General features: G+C 77.8%; 11 protein-coding genes. 7 read left to right on the forward strand and 4 right to left on the reverse strand.

Annotation, left to right across the window (positions count from 1 at the left end):
- Positions 1 to 291: 291 nt before the first annotated feature.
- A complete protein-coding gene (locus CHC04_RS09340; protein WP_089403643.1) occupies positions 292 to 1554 on the forward strand; it encodes an epoxide hydrolase family protein in 1263 nt (420 codons plus the stop codon).
- A gap of 104 nt (positions 1555 to 1658) precedes the next feature.
- Here CHC04_RS09340 and CHC04_RS09345 read toward each other — a convergent pair whose 3' ends face one another.
- From CHC04_RS09345 to CHC04_RS09355, 3 genes are all read right to left on the reverse strand, one after another.
- Positions 1659 to 2102 (reverse strand): VOC family protein, encoded by a 444-nt coding sequence (locus CHC04_RS09345; protein ID WP_089403644.1) that lies wholly within the window; start codon positions 2100 to 2102, stop codon positions 1659 to 1661.
- A gap of 30 nt (positions 2103 to 2132) precedes the next feature.
- A complete protein-coding gene (locus tag CHC04_RS09350) occupies positions 2133 to 3398 on the reverse strand; it encodes an epoxide hydrolase family protein (RefSeq protein WP_089403645.1) in 1266 nt (421 codons plus the stop codon).
- Between the two features lie 174 nt (positions 3399 to 3572).
- The gene (locus CHC04_RS09355; RefSeq protein ID WP_089403646.1) at positions 3573 to 5204 is read right to left on the reverse strand and encodes an alpha-amylase family glycosyl hydrolase; all 1632 of its coding nucleotides are present in this window, start codon (positions 5202 to 5204) and stop codon (positions 3573 to 3575) included.
- 92 nt (positions 5205 to 5296) lie between these two features.
- Here CHC04_RS09355 and CHC04_RS09360 point away from each other — a divergent pair, with 92 nt between their 5' ends.
- The 6 genes from CHC04_RS09360 to CHC04_RS09385 all read left to right on the forward strand — a co-directional run bounded on the left by CHC04_RS09360 (position 5297) and on the right by CHC04_RS09385 (position 12709).
- A complete protein-coding gene (locus tag CHC04_RS09360) occupies positions 5297 to 6655 on the forward strand; it encodes an NAD(P)/FAD-dependent oxidoreductase (RefSeq protein ID WP_245817086.1) in 1359 nt (452 codons plus the stop codon).
- Between the two features lie 119 nt (positions 6656 to 6774).
- Positions 6775 to 8733 (forward strand): potassium transporter Kup, encoded by a 1959-nt coding sequence (locus CHC04_RS09365; protein ID WP_217897273.1) that lies wholly within the window; start codon positions 6775 to 6777, stop codon positions 8731 to 8733.
- 65 nt (positions 8734 to 8798) lie between these two features.
- Entirely contained in the window at positions 8799 to 9527 is a 729-nt protein-coding gene (locus CHC04_RS09370; protein WP_089403648.1) for an HpcH/HpaI aldolase family protein, read from the forward strand.
- A 90-nt stretch (positions 9528 to 9617) separates the two neighbouring features.
- On the forward strand, positions 9618 to 10364 hold the full coding sequence (locus CHC04_RS09375) for an AfsR/SARP family transcriptional regulator (protein ID WP_245817087.1): 747 nt from the start codon (positions 9618 to 9620) through the stop codon (positions 10362 to 10364).
- Between the two features lie 16 nt (positions 10365 to 10380).
- Positions 10381 to 10686, forward strand: coding sequence for a hypothetical protein (locus CHC04_RS09380; protein WP_089403649.1), 306 nt, complete (start codon positions 10381 to 10383; stop codon positions 10684 to 10686).
- A 22-nt stretch (positions 10687 to 10708) separates the two neighbouring features.
- Positions 10709 to 12709 carry a cytochrome b5 domain-containing protein gene (locus tag CHC04_RS09385; RefSeq protein ID WP_089403650.1) on the forward strand — a complete coding sequence of 667 codons (2001 nt, stop codon included), beginning with the start codon at positions 10709 to 10711 and terminating at the stop codon, positions 12707 to 12709.
- A 41-nt stretch (positions 12710 to 12750) separates the two neighbouring features.
- On the opposite strand, the gene CHC04_RS09390 is transcribed toward CHC04_RS09385, so the two are convergent.
- A complete protein-coding gene (locus tag CHC04_RS09390; protein ID WP_089403651.1) occupies positions 12751 to 14166 on the reverse strand; it encodes a S8 family peptidase in 1416 nt (471 codons plus the stop codon).
- Positions 14167 to 14189 lie beyond the last annotated feature (23 nt).

The raw sequence follows: 14189 nt of genomic DNA on the forward strand, positions 1-14189 counted from the left end.
CCGGGATGCAGGACTGACGACGACGAGAGTCCCTCTCGCCAGCCCGCAGGGGAACAGGCAGCGGGCCGGGAGCCCGGTGGTCCGGCCGGGACCCCGGGTGGCGGTGACCCTCCGTCGCCGGACGTCACTGCGCTCGCCCGTCCGCGCGGCCCGGCCCGCGCAGGGGTGCCCGCGGCCAGGGCAGGTGCCAGGGGGTCTCCCTGGCGCGCCCCCCGGGCCGAGCGGACGAGGGTCGAGCCGAGCACCCCGCTCACCACCGCTCGCCGAGTGCGAGACCGCGAGGAGGCACCCGTGACCCGGTCGACCGTCCCCCCGACGCCCACTGCCGCGTCCACCGCCGCGCAGGAGTCCGGCACCGCCGTCCGCCCCTTCCGGATCGAGGTCCCCGAGGAGGCCCTCACCGACCTGCGCAGACGCATCGAGGCGACCCGCTGGCCCACGCGGGAGCTGGTGCCCGACCGCTCGCAGGGAGTCCAGCTGCGGACGCTGCAGGAGCTCGCCCGCTACTGGGCGACCGAGTACGACTGGCGCCGCTGCGAGGCGCGGCTGAACGCGCTGCCGCAGTTCCTCACCCGGATCGACGGCGTGGACGTGCACTTCCTCCACGTGCGCTCGCCGCACGCCGAGGCGCTGCCGATGGTCATGACGCACGGCTGGCCCGGGTCCGTCGTCGAGATGCTCGAGACGGTCGGACCCCTCACCGACCCGACGGCGCACGGCGGCCGCGCCGAGGACGCCTTCCACCTGGTGCTGCCGTCCCTGCCCGGGTACGGCTTCTCCGGCGAGCCGGCGGAGATCGGGTGGGACGTCGCCCGCGTCGGGCGGGCGTGGGCCGAGCTGATGCGCCGCCTGGGCTACGACCGCTACGTCGCCCAGGGCGGCGACGTGGGCGCCGGCGTCACCGACGCGATGGGCCGCCAGGCACCGGAGGGACTGCTGGGGATCCACCTGAACCTGCTCGTCACCGCGCTGGGCGCCCAGCTGCCGGGGGACGGCGAGCAGGAGCGCGCGGCCCTCGACGCGATCGCCACCTTCCGGTCGAGCGGCTTCGCGTACTTCCTCGAGCAGGCCACCCGGCCGCAGACCATCGGCTACGGCCTGCTCGACTCGCCCGTCGCCCTGGCCGCCTGGCTGCTCGACCACGACACCGACGCCTACTACAAGATCTCCCGCGCCTTCGTCGACGGGCAGCCGTCGGGCAACCTCACCCGCGACCACGTCCTCGACAACGTCACGCTGTACTGGCTGACCGGCACCGGGGCCTCGGCGGCCCGGTCCTACTGGGAGAGCTACGGCCCCGACGCCCCCGCGGCGGCCGCGGCCGGGCAGACCCCGCCGCCGGTCACCGTGCCGGTCGGGTTCACCACCTTCCCGGGCGAGATCTGGCGCACCCCGCGCAGCTGGGCCGAGCAGAGCTACCCCACCCTCAGCTACTTCAACGAGGTCGACCGGGGCGGCCACTTCGCCGCCTGGGAGGAGCCCGAGGTGTTCACCACCGAGGTCCGGGCCGCGTTCCGCCCGCTGCGCGCACCGCAGGTGCCCGGGCCGCGCTGACCGGTCACGGGCCCGGCGGTCCGGGGGACACCGCGTCCCCCGGACCGCCGGGCCCGTCGTCGTCGCGGGTCGTCGTCGCGGGTCGTCGTCGCGGGTGGACGGCGTCAGCGGCCCGGCAGGCGCTCGGTGATCTCCTGCAGCACCCAGCCGTTGCCGTCGGGGTCGCTGAACACAGCGTGGGACTGGTAGCTGCGGCCCTCGGGGTCGCGACCGGGCTGGCGCACGCCCGGGTCGTCGGGGTGGAAGCGGCCGGCCGAGCCGTGGAAGACCTCGCTGACCGGGGCACCCCGCTCCAGCAGCTCGGCGCGGGCGGCCTCGATGTCGCGGGTGACGAGCAGCAGGCCCTGCAGCGACCCCGGGGTCATGGTGGTCACCCCGGTGCCGAAGCTGATCGAGCACCCCGATCCCGGCGGGGTCAGCTGCACGATGCGGAACTGGTCCCCGCCGACGATGTCGGCGTCCTCCCGCCACCCGAGGCCCTTGTAGAACTCCTTGGCGCGGTCGACGTCGGAGACGGGCAGGACGACGACCTCGAGGTGCAGGTCCACGGGAGGGACTCCTCTCGGCTCGGAGCGTGGTCAGCGCGGCTGGGGGACCTGCGGGCCGCGCAGGGACCGGAAGCCGGCGCGGAGCTGGTCGACGAAGAGGGAGGGCTGCTCCCACGCGGCGAAGTGCCCGCCGCGGTCCAGCCGGTCGTAGTGGACGAGGCCGGGGTAGGCCCGCTCGGTCCAGCTGCGGGGGGCCTCGTACTGCTCGCCGGGGAAGACGCTGACCGCGACCGGGATCTGCACGCCCTTGGCGTCGAAGAAGCCGCCCCGGTACTCCCAGTAGAGCCGCGAGGCCGAGACCCCGGTGGTGGTCAGCCAGTAGAGCGTGATGTTGTCGAGGACCTCGTCGCGGGTCAGCTCGCCGGTGTCGCTGGTCTCCCGCTCCAGCGCCTGCGCCACCGCCGCGGCGGGCTGGCCGTCGGCGTCGTTGTGGTCCAGCAGCCAGGCGGCCAGGCCGACGGGGGAGTCGGCGATGCCGTACAGGGTCTGCGGGCGGGCGGCCATGTAGCGCGCGTACTCGACCTGCCCGTAGGTGCGCAGCAGCTGCTCGCAGGCGCGCCGCTCGTCGTCGGCGAGCCCGTCCGGCGGCGGGCCGCCGGCCACGAGGACCCGGTCGACGTCGGCCGGGACGACGGCGGGCATGTTGGTGTGGATGCCGAGCAGGCCCTCGGGGGCCTGCAGGCCCATCTGGTCGACGACGAAGGCGCCCCAGTCCCCGCCCTGGGCGACGTAGCGGTCGTAGCCCAGCCGGGTCATCAGCTGCGCCCAGGCCCGCGCCATCCGCTCCGGTCCCCAGCCGGTGCCGGTCGGCTTGCCGGAGAACCCGTAGCCGGGCATCGAGGGGATGACCACATGGAAGGCGTCGGCGGCGCTGCCGCCGTGCGCGGTGGGGTCGACCAGCGGCTCGATGATCTTCAGCTGCTCGATCACCGACCCGGGCCAGCCGTGGTTGACCACCAGCGGCAGCGCGTCCTCGTGCCGGGAGCGCACGTGCAGGAAGTGGATGTCGAGCCCGTCGATCTCGGTGCGGAACTGCGGCAGCGCGTTGAGCCGCGCCTCGACGCGGCGCCAGTCGTAGTCGGTGGCCCAGTGCCGGGCCAGCGCCTGCATCGTGGCCAGCGGCACGCCCTGGGAGGTGTCGGGCACGGTCTCGCGCTCGGGCCACACGGTCGCCTCGATCCGCCGGCGCAGCTCGGCGAGGGCCTCGTCGGGGACCTCGATCCGGAACGGGCGGATCGCGGCACCGTCCGGCTGCTGGGCGGCGGGGATCGGCGCGGGCGCGGTCGACCGGGACATGCGGGCCTCCTCCGGTGGGGCGGCGGGCCCGGCTGCGGGGGCGCCGACCGCCTGCTTGTGGGGACCGGCCCACGCTGGCAGTTCCCGGGCCGGCGTCGCGCCCGTGCATGTCCCGGGTCGGCACCCGGTCGCCGGCCGGTGCCCGGCACCGGGCCGGGGGTCGGAGGTCGGGCGTCAGGGGACCCGGGTCCGCAGGAGCACGCCCTCGTCGGGCCGCAGCACAAGTCCGGACGGCGTCGCGTCGTCCGGGCGCCCGGCCCGGCCGGGGTCGGTGGACAGCAGCACCTCGAGCTCCCCCGCGGGGAGGCCGTCGGCCGCCAGCGGCCGGGGGACGGCGGCGAAGTTGACCGCGGCCACCAGCCGGTCGGCCCCCTCGCCGCGCACCCAGGCCAGGACGTCGGGGCCGGCGCCGAGCACCCGCTGCGACCCGCTCTGCAGGACCGGCGAGCCCGCGCGCAGCGCACCGAGCCGGCGGACCAGCGACAGCGTCGAGTCCGGGTCGGCGGCCTGGCGCTCCACGCACAGCCGCTCGGCGTCGGCCACCAGGGGCAGCCACGGCTGCCCGGTGGTGAACCCGGCGCCCGGGCCGGCCACCGACGGCGGCCGCCAGGGGATCGGCGCGCGCTCGGGGTCGCGCCCGTCGACGTCGACCACGCGGTCGGGCGGCACGGAGGCGTCGGGCAGCCCCAGCTCGTCGCCCTGGTAGAGGAACGGCGTGCCGCGCAGCGCGGTCAGCAGCAGCGCGACCGCCCGCGCCCGGGCCGGGCCGTGTCCGCCGTCCCCCTCGGCGCCGTCGTAGCGGGTGGCGATGCGCGAGTGGTCGTGGTTGCCGAGGAACCAGGCCGGCCAGGCCTCCGGCTCGGCCCGGGCCGTGAACTCCTCGACGGCGGTGCGGAAGGCGCCGGCGTCCCAGGGCAGGTGGACGAAGACGAAGTTGTGCGCCAGGTGCAGCTGGTCACCGCCGGCCAGGTAGGCGAGCACCCGCTGCAGGTCCAGCAGGTAGACCTCGCCGACGATCATCCGGTCGGGGAACTCGTCGACCACCCGCCGGATGCCGCGCAGCCGCTCGTGCACGGTCTCCCAGTCCTGGTCGTGCCGGCGGCCGGACCCGGCGTTGCTGCGCAGCAGCGGGTCCTTCGCCAGCCGCTGCAGCGCGTCGATCCGCAGCCCGTCGACGCCGCGGCGCAGCCAGAACCGGACCGTGTCGTGCATCGCGGCCTCGACCTCGGGGTTCTCCCAGTTCAGGTCCGGCTGCTGCGGCGTGTAGGAGTGCAGGTACCACTGGCCGGTGGGCTCGTCGAACGTCCAGGCCGGCCCGACCGCGGCGAACTCCGAGCGCCAGTCGTTGGGCGGCCCGCCGCCGGGTGCGCCGTCCCGCCACACGTACCAGTCGCGCTTCGGGTCCTCGCGCGAGGACCGCGACGCCAGGAACCACGGGTGCCGGTCTGAGGAGTGGTTGGGCACCCAGTCCAGCACCACGCGGATGCCCCGCTCGTGGCAGTCGGCGACCAGGGCGTCGAGCTCGTCGAGGCCGCCGAAGAGCGGGTCGACGGCGCAGAAGTCGGCGACGTCGTAGCCGAAGTCGGCCATCGGCGAGGGGAACACCGGGGAGAGCCACACCGCCCCCACGGACAGCGCCGACAGGTGGTCCAGGTGCGCCCGCAGGCCGGCGAGGTCGCCCACGCCGTCGCCGTCGGAGTCGGCGAACGACCGCGGGTAGACCTGGTAGACGGCGCTGCGCCGCCACCACTCCGGCTCCGCCGCCTGCGGGGTGTCCGGGCGGGGGGCTGTCGGGTCGCCGCTCATGGTGCGAGCATCCCGCCATGACCGGCACGCCCGCTCGCCGCCGTCCGCCGCTCCGCTCGATCCGGCCGGGAGGTGGTACCGCCGGGCAGGCGGTGACGAGTCCGCCGCACCGCCGTCCGCGGGTGGTCGTCGTCGGCGGCGGGTTCGCCGGCTTCCACGCCCTGCGCCACCTGCAGCGCCACCTGCCGCGCGAGGCCGCCGAGCTGGTGCTGGTGACGCCCAACGACTACCTGCTCTACAGCCCGTTGCTGCCCGAGGTGGCCACCGGCGTCGTGGAGGCCCGGCACATCGCGGTGTCGCTGCGGCGCACCCTGCCGCGGGTGCGGCTGGTGCTCGGCCGCGTCTCCGACGTCGACCTGACCACGCGCATGGTCACCGTCCGGCGCGCCGACCTCGAGCACCGGCTCGACTGGGACCACCTGGTCCTGGTGCCCGGCTCCGTCACCCGGCAGTTCGACATCCCCGGGGTGCCCGACCACGCCCGCGGCCTGAAGACCCTCGTCGAGGCGGTCTACCTGCGCGACCACCTGCTCGAGCAGCTCGACCTCGCCGACGCCCAGCCCGACACCGAGGCCGGCCGGGCCGCGCGCGAGGAGATGCTCACCGTGGTGGCGGTCGGCGCCGGCTACACCGGCACCGAGTTCGTCGCCCAGGCCCAGCGCTGGCTGACCCGCATCGAGGGCCGCTGGGACCGCACCCGCGCCCGGGACGTGCGGTGGGTGCTGGTCGACGTCGCCCCGGCCGTCCTCCCGGAGCTCGGCCCGCGGCTCGGTGAGCACGCGCTGCGGGTGCTGCACGACCGGGGCGTCGACGTCCGCCTGCGGACCAGCGTGTCCGAGGCCGAGGACACCCGCGTCACCCTCACCGACGGCACGACCATCCGCACCCGCACCCTCGTCTGGGGCGCCGGGGTGGTGGCCAGCCCGCTGGTGATGGCCCTGGGGCTGCCCACGCGCAAGGGCCGGCTGGTCACCGACCCCGACCTGTCGGTGCCGGGGGTCCACGGCCTGTGGGCGGCCGGCGACGCCGCCGCGGTGCCCGACCTCGCCGCGCGCGGGACCGCCGACGGGCGGCTGCCCGACACCCCGCCCACCGCCCAGCACGCCCAGCGCCAGGGCGTCGCGCTGGGCCGCAACATCGCCGCCGCCCTGGGCCACGGCACCGCGCGCCCCTACCGGCACACCGACCTGGGCCTGGTGGCCGACCTCGGCGGGTTCGACGCCGTCGCCCGCCCGCTGGGCGTCCCGCTGACCGGGCCGGTGGCCAAGGTGGTCACCCGCGGCTACCACCTGTACGCGCTGCCGGCGATGTCCAACCGGGTGCGGGTGGCCCTCGACTGGGTGTTCCAGAGCGTGCTCCCGCCGGACGAGACGCAGCTGTCGGTGGTGCGCGAGGAGGACGCGCGGCTGGCCACCGCCCAGGCCACGGCCATCTACGGCTCGACGGCCTGAGGCCGCCGGCGCCGGGGACGGCGCACGGCGGGGTGTCCGCGACCGGCCGCGAGGGACACCATGGGCTCCGCGCCGGTCCGCCGGGGAGGGCGGCCCGGACGCGGGGAGGAGCGGCCGCCGTGGCGCGATCCGGGACCGGCCAGGGCGTCCGGCGCGACCGCCGTCCGGCGCGGCCGCCGCGCACCGGGCCGGCCCCGGGGGAGTCCGCGCTGGTGATCGGCGCGCTGGGCGTCGTCTACGGGGACATCGGCACCAGCCCGCTCTACGCGATGGAGACGGTCTTCGCCGTCGACGGCGGCGCGGTGGGCGCCGCCACCCGCGACGTCCTCGGGGTCGCGTCGCTGGTGTTCTGGTCGCTGACCCTCACCGTGACGGTCAAGTACGTCGTCGTCGTCCTGCGGGCCGACAACCACGGCGAGGGCGGCGTGCTGTCGCTGGCCACCCTCGTCGCCCGCTCCCTGGGCCCCGCCGCCGGCCGCCGCGCCGCCGTGGCCATGGCGCTGGGCGTGCTGGGGGCGTCGCTGTTCTACGGCGACAGCGTGATCACGCCGGCCATCTCGGTGCTGTCGGCCGTGGAGGGCCTGGAGGTCGTGGACCCGGGGCTCTCCCGCGTGGTGCTCCCGCTGGCGGTCGCGGTGCTGACGACGCTGTTCCTCGTCCAGCGGTGGGGGACCAGCCGCGTCGGGCGCGCCTTCGGGCCGGTGATGCTCGTGTGGTTCGGCGTCCTCGGCGCGGCCGGGCTGGCGCACGTCCTGGCGCGGCCGGAGGTGCTGCGGGGGCTCTCGCCGGGCTACGCGCTGGAGTTCGCCGTCGACCGGCCGGGGGTCGCGCTCGCGGTGATGGGCGCGGTGGTGCTGACGGTCACCGGCGCCGAGGCCCTCTACGCCGACATGGGGCACTTCGGGCGCCGGCCGATCCGCCGCGCCTGGTTCCTGCTCGTCTTCCCGGCCCTGGTCCTCAACTACCTGGGCCAGGCGGCGCTGGTCGAGGGCGACGCGGGAGCGCGCGACGACCCGTTCTTCCTGCTCTTCCCGTCCTGGGCGCAGCTGCCCGTGGTCGTGCTCGCCACCGCCGCCACGGTGATCGCCTCCCAGGCCGTCCTCGCCGGCGCCTTCTCGGTGTCCCGGCAGGCGATGGCGCTGGGCTACCTGCCGCGGCGGCGGGTGCGGCACACCTCCGCGCAGGAGGCCGGCCAGGTGTACGTCCCGGCGGTCAACGCGGTGCTGTTCGTGCTGGTCCTCGCCGTGACGGTGGGGTTCGGCTCCTCCGCCCGGCTGGCCGCCGCGTACGGGGTGGCGGTGACGGCCACGTTCCTCGTCACGACGGCGCTGCTGCTCGTGCTCGCCCGGGTGCGCTGGCGGTGGTCCCGGCGCCGGCTGGTGCTCCTCGGCGGCGTGCTCGGCGCGGTCGAGGTCGCCTACGCCGCCGCGACCCTGCCCAAGGTGCCGCACGGCGGCTGGCTGACCCTGCTGATCGCCGGCACCGTCCTCACGGTCATGACCACCTGGCGCCGGGGGCGCGAGCTGCTGGTGGCCCGGCGCGCCCAGCAGGAGGGCCCGCTGGACGCCGTCCTCGCCGAGGTGCGCGCGGCCGCCGTCCCCCGCGTGCCCGGGGTCGCGGTCTACCTGCACCCCACGGACGCGACCGCGCCGCTGGCGCTGCGCGCGACCGTCGCCCGCTTCTCGGTGCTCCACGAGCGGGTCGTGCTGCTCACCGGGCGGACGGCGGCCGTGCCGCACCTGCCGGAGGAGCGGCGGGTCACCACCCGTCCCCTCGGTCCCCCCGCGGCCGGGTTCGTCCACGTCGTCGTGGAGTCCGGCTTCCTGGACCGCCCGGACCTCGAGGCCGCGCTGCGCCGCGCCCTGCCCGGGGTCGCGGGGACCGGCGCGCCCGCCGACCCGGACGCGGCGACCTGGTTCGTGACCCGGCCGGCGCTGCGCCCGACACCGCGGTCGGGGATGAGCGCGTGGCGCACCCGGCTGTTCGTGCTGCTCGCCCACGGCGGGACCGGCCGCCCGGAGCACCTCGCGCTGCCCCCGGAGCGCACCGTCGTCATGGGCGCGGAGATCGACCTCTGACCCCGCCGGGGGAGGATCGGCCGCGGGCCGGGGCTCCGGCCGGGCGGCGGCGAGGGGAGCGGGACGTGACCGACGAGGGGGACCTGCGGCGGCGGTGGGCGCAGGGGCGGCCCGCCCACGGGGTGTGGAGCCTGCTGCCGGGCGCGGTGACCGCGGAGGTGCTCGCGCGGACCGGCGCGGACTACGTCGTCGTCGACCTGCAGCACGGCGCGGCGGCCGAGGCCGAGCTGCCCGGGGTCGCGGCGGCGGTGACCGCGGCCGGCGCGGTGCCGCTGGTGCGCACCCGCAGCCCCTCCTTCGCCGACGTCGGCCGCCCGCTCGACCTCGGCGCCCGCAGCGTGGTCGTCCCCAACGTGCGCGACGCCGCGCACGCCCGGGAGGTCGTGGCCGCCTGCCGGTACGCCCCGGCCGGCGGACGGTCGATCGGGCGGCTGTCGGGCGGGTGCGAGCAGCCCCTGGTGGTCGTGATGGTCGAGTCCGCGAGCGCGCTCGACGACCTCGACGCCGTCCTCGCCGTCGAGGGGCTCGACGGGGTCTACGTCGGCCCCGGGGACCTGTCGCTGTCGCTGGGCCTGGCGGGAGCCGACCGGCGGGAGGAGCTGCGCGGCGTGCTGTCCTCGGTCGTGGCCCGCGCGGTGGCCGCCGGCGTGCCCGTCGGGGTGCACGCCTCCAGCGGTCGGGAGGCCGCGGGGTGGGCCGCGGAGGGCGCCACGATCGTCACGGTCGCCGTCGACGCCGGTTCGCTGGGGGAGGCGGTGACCGGCCACCTCGGCGTCGCCCGCGCCCGTACCTGACACCGCACCCGACCGCGGTGTCCCGCCGGTGTATCAGCGGCGGGACCGGGCCCCTCTGCCGGTCGTCGTCACCGACGGAGGGGACCGCCCGTGGACCAGGACCTGCGCCTCGCACCCCGCAGCGGACCGCGTGTCACGCTGCTCGACGGCTTCTCCCTCGCGGCCGGTGACCTGCCGGCCGCCGGGGACCTGCCCCCGGCCGTGCAACGGCTGGTGGCCCTGCTGTGCCTGACCGGCCGGCCGGCCCGCGCGGCGGTGTCCGGCCGGCTGTGGCCCGACGTCGACGAGGACCGGGCCCGGGCCAGCCTGCGGTCGGCGCTGTGGCGGCTGCGCCGCTGCGCACCCGGGCTGGTCGACACCGCGGACGGCGCGCTGCGCATCGCCGACGGCGTGCGCGTCGACGTGCGCGAGCTGCAGGAGTGGGCCGTGCACGTCCGCGACCCGCGGGTGGCCGCCGGCCGGCTGACGCTGCCGCGCCCGGCCCTCCTCGGGGACCTGCTGCCGGGCTGGTACGACGACTGGGTGCTGCCGGAGCGCGACCGGCTCACCCAGCTGCGGCTGCACGCGCTGGAGACCCTGGCCGGGCGGCTGCGCGCCGCCGGCCGCTACGCCGACGCGCTGCAGGCGGCCCACCTGGCCGTGCGGGCCGAGCCGCTCCGGGAGAGCGCCCACCGCACCGTGGTGCAGGTGCACCTGGCCGAGGGCAACCTGGCCGAGGCGCTGCGCGCCCACGACACGTTCCGCGACCTGCTGCGCCAGGAGCTCGGCGTGCCGCCGACCGGGCAGATGACCCGGCTGGTGCAGGGCCTGGGCCGGCCGCGCCGGGCCGCCTCCTGACCCCGGGATCCGCGCCATGACCGACGACGCCCCGTCCTCGCCGTACCTGCGCGCCCTCGAGCGCGCCCGCGCCCTCGGCCGCGCCGACGGGCTCCTCGAGGCCGCCGCCGGGCCGGCGGGGGAGGCGGTCCTGCTGGGGGCGTGCTGCCACGGGCGCGGCCCGGACGGGCTGGCCCTCCTGGTCTGGGACGGCGCGGGCAGCGCACCGGCCGGGGTCCGGCTCAACGCCCCCGCCTGGTACGCGGACGGCTTCCGCGGCGCCCTGGCCGAGGCCGAGCGGAACCGCCGCCGGGTGCCCCGGCCACGGCCGCCCAGCGACTGACCGCCGGCTGCGAGGAGGTGCCGTGCCCCCGGTCCGCACCGCGCCGGCAGCGCGGGTGCTCGCCGCCGCGGCGGAGGTCGACGCCCGCCTGGGGCACGAGAACCTGGGCCCGCTGTCGGCCGCGCGCGGGTTCCTGCCCACCCGTCCGCCGGCGGCGCGGCTGCCGGGCACCCACGCCGCCTGGGACCGGGCGGCGGCGGAGCTGCCGGCCCTGCTGCGCGACGTCTCCGTCCGGGAGGCCGTCGAGCGGCTGCCCGTGCTGCCGGCCGACCCCGGGGCGCTGGCGGACACCGCGCTGCAGCGGGCGGCCACCGTGCTGGGCCTGCTCGCCCACGCGCACGTGCACGGCCGCGCCCCCCGGCCCGCGGGCCTGCCGCCGGCCCTCGCCGTCCCCTGGGCGCAGGTGCTGCGCCGGCTGGGCCGCTCCCCGGACCCCGTGCTGGGCTATCCCGACCTGATCGTGCACAACTGGCGCTCCGCCGCCGGGCGCGACGGCCTCCCGCTGGTGTCCGACGACCTGCGCCTGCTGGTGCCCGCGGCCGGCAACGAGGAGGAGCGCGTCTTCTACCTCACCCAGGTCGAGGTGCTGGCGCAGTGCGCGCCGGTGGTCCCGGCGGCGGCCGACGCCCAGCAGGCGGTCCTCGACGACGACGCCGAGGCGCTGGGCGCCGCCCTCGACGCGGTGACCGCGGCGCTGCGGGCCGCGACCCGGTCGCTGCGGCTGATCGACCCCCGGCCCGGCGGCCGCACCCGCGTCGACCCCGTCGTCTGGGCCAAGACCGTGGCCCCGCTCGCGGTGCCGCTGCGGGCCGGTGACCTCGGGCCCAGCGGCACGGCCTCCCCGGTCTTCGGCCTGCTCGACGCGCTCCTCGGCCGGCGCGACCACTCCAGCCAGCTCGGGCAGGAGATCCTGCGGCACCGCCGCAGCGCCCCGCCGCGCTGGCGGCGGTTCGCCGACGCGGTCGAGGAGGTCCCGGTCGCCGCCTACGTCGACGCCCGGCGCCGGCCGCAGCTGGTGGCCTCGTTCGAGGCGGCGCGGGAGGCCCACGCCGGCGCCGACGGCTTCCTCGGCCGGCACCGGCGCCTGGTGTCGGGCTACCTCGCCGTCGCCTTCATGGTCGGCCGCGGGGTGACCATCGGCGGGTTCGCCGGGTCCCCGCGCGAGCTGACCTGGCACACCGTCGACGCGGCCCTCACCGCGTCCCGCGCCGAGCGGGACCCCGCACCGGCGGCCCTGCGGCCCGCCCCCGCCGCCGTCCCCGGCCGGCCGGTGCGCCGGGGCCCCGGCCTGGCCGACCTCGCCGAGCACAACGACGACGAGCACGGCTGGTGGCTGGCGGTCGGCGGCCGCGTGCACGACGTCACCGCCTTCCTGCAGCGCCACCCGGGCGGGGCGGCGGTGCTGCGGGCCCACGCGGGACTGGACGCCACGACCGCCTTCGGCCGGGTGCACGGCGGCCGGCCGGGACCGGGGCACGTGCTGGCCGGCACCGACGTCGGGCCGCTGCTGCGCCCCCGCCTGACCCTGGCCCGCCCGCTGCACGACGCCTGGGCCGACGCCCTGACCGGCCTCGTCCACCTGCAGAACGCCTTCGGTCTCGACCGCTCCTTCGGGCGGGACACCGACCTGTGCCGGCCCGGCGGCGCCCGGCCGTCGGCGCTGCAGGCCGACCGGGCCGCGGACACCGCCGCGCGCTTCGGCGACGAGTACCTGCCGCGGTTCGCCGCCGAGGCCCTCGCGCCCCTCGCCGCCCGCGTGCTCCGCGAGCAAGGCGCGGCGCCCCGCGGGATCAGGACGGTCCCCGGGCCGCCGCCGGCGGGGACCCTCCGGCACCGGCTCGACCTGGTCGAGCGGCGGCTGGCCACCACCAAGGCGCTGCTGGTCGCCGGCGCGCGGGCCTTCGACGCGTGGGGCGACACCGTCCTGGCCCGCGGCGACCTGTGGTGCCTGGCGGCGCGGGCGGTCCCGGTCTGCGCCGGGGCGGCCACCGTCGCCGTGCACCGGGTCCGGCCCGCGCGCTGAGGGCCGGCCTCCCGGGACGTCGCCCGGGAGGCCGGGCCGTCTCACACGGGCAGGATCCGCAGGGGGACGCCGAAGCCGTCGAGCCGGGGGGTCCCGTTCTTCCGCTGTGAGTGCACACCGGCCTCGGCGAGCAGCGCGTCGAGCGCCGCCCGCGCCGACGGGGCCCGCCGGTCGCGCACCATCCGGACGACCGCCCCGGCCACCTGCGGAGCCGCGAACGAGGTGCCGCTCCAGGTGGCCCACGAGCTCGGCCCGAAGACGTCGGGGTCCAGCGCGTCCGACGACGGCGCCTCCTCGCCGATGACGTAGGTGGACACGACGCCCTGCCCGAGGGTCGAGCAGGTCACCCAGTCACCCCGCGAGGACCACTCCGCCCCCACGACCTGCTGGTCGTCCCGGTCGTCCAGGCGCAGCGCGGCCACGGCCACCACGTGCCGCTCGAACCCCGGCTCGGCGGCGAACGCCGCGGGCCAGCACGGGCGGCCGTCGTCGCCGAAGTTGCCCGCCGCGCAGACGACGAGCAGGTGGCGACGCGCGCGGTCGGCGATCGCGATCGCGCTGCGCAGGGCCCGCTCCATCGCCAGCGGCGGCCGGTCGTCGGCCGTCTGGAAGCCGAGGGACAGGTTGATCACCTCCGCGCCGTCCTGGGCCGCGCGCACGACCTCCCGGCCGATGTCGACCTCGTCGCCCTCGCCCTCGGTGTCCAGCGCGCGCCGCAGCACGAGCCGGGCACCCGGCGCGACCTGCTGCACGATGCCGGCGGTGAAGGTGCCGTGCCCGGCCGCGCGGTCGAGGTAGTGGTCGGCCGGGACGACGTCGAGCAGGTCGAGGTTGTCCGTGCCGGCCAGGCCGGCCAGCCAGCCGTCGCCGCGCTGCTCGGCGCTCACCCCGTTGTCGACGACCGCGACGACGGGGTCCCCGCCCTTCCGGGGCTCGGCCTGGAAGTCCCAGGACCCGCCACGGCCCGGGCCGGAGGGCTCCGGCCCGCCCGCGGCCTTCCGGATCGCCCCCAGCAGGGAGACGTGGCTGGGCGCCGCGCGGCCCGCGGTCACCGCCCGTGCCACGGCCCCCGAGGCGCGCAGGCTCCGGGCGCCGGCCCCGACGGTCACGAGCACCCGCAGGTCGTCGACCCCGGGGACGGCGACCACCTGCGGCGCGTAGTACATCGCCTCCAGCTCGGCGAGCACCCGGGGCACGTCCGCCCGGCGCACGACGAGCCGGTTCGGGGTCACGGCCGTCCCGTCCTCCTCGAGCCGGATGCGGGCCGGACCGAGGCCGCTGCGCCGCTCCTGCAGGTCGGTCAGGGCACGCACGTGGTCCTCCCGGGGACCTCCGCTGGCGGCCATCTCGGCCAGCCACGCGGCGATCTGGGTCCGCACCGCGGCCCGCTGGGCCGTGATCTGCTCCGGGGAGCGCCGGTCGTCCGGTGCCTGGGGGAACTGGTGGGCGTCCGCCATCGGGGATCTCCTCCTCGCCGCGC

It is taken from the genome of Geodermatophilus saharensis (assembly GCF_900188205.1).
GTDB lineage: Bacteria > Actinomycetota > Actinomycetes > Mycobacteriales > Geodermatophilaceae > Geodermatophilus > Geodermatophilus saharensis.

Coding starts and splice junctions, on each gene's coding strand:
- CHC04_RS09380 (WP_089403649.1), top strand. CDS start 10,381: ATGACCGACGACGCCCCGTCCTCGCCGTACCTGCGCGCCCTCGAGCGC.
- CHC04_RS09355 (WP_089403646.1), bottom strand. CDS start 5,204: ATGAGCGGCGACCCGACAGCCCCCCGCCCGGACACCCCGCAGGCGGCG.
- CHC04_RS09350 (WP_089403645.1), bottom strand. CDS start 3,398: ATGTCCCGGTCGACCGCGCCCGCGCCGATCCCCGCCGCCCAGCAGCCG.
- CHC04_RS09390 (WP_089403651.1), bottom strand. CDS start 14,166: ATGGCGGACGCCCACCAGTTCCCCCAGGCACCGGACGACCGGCGCTCC.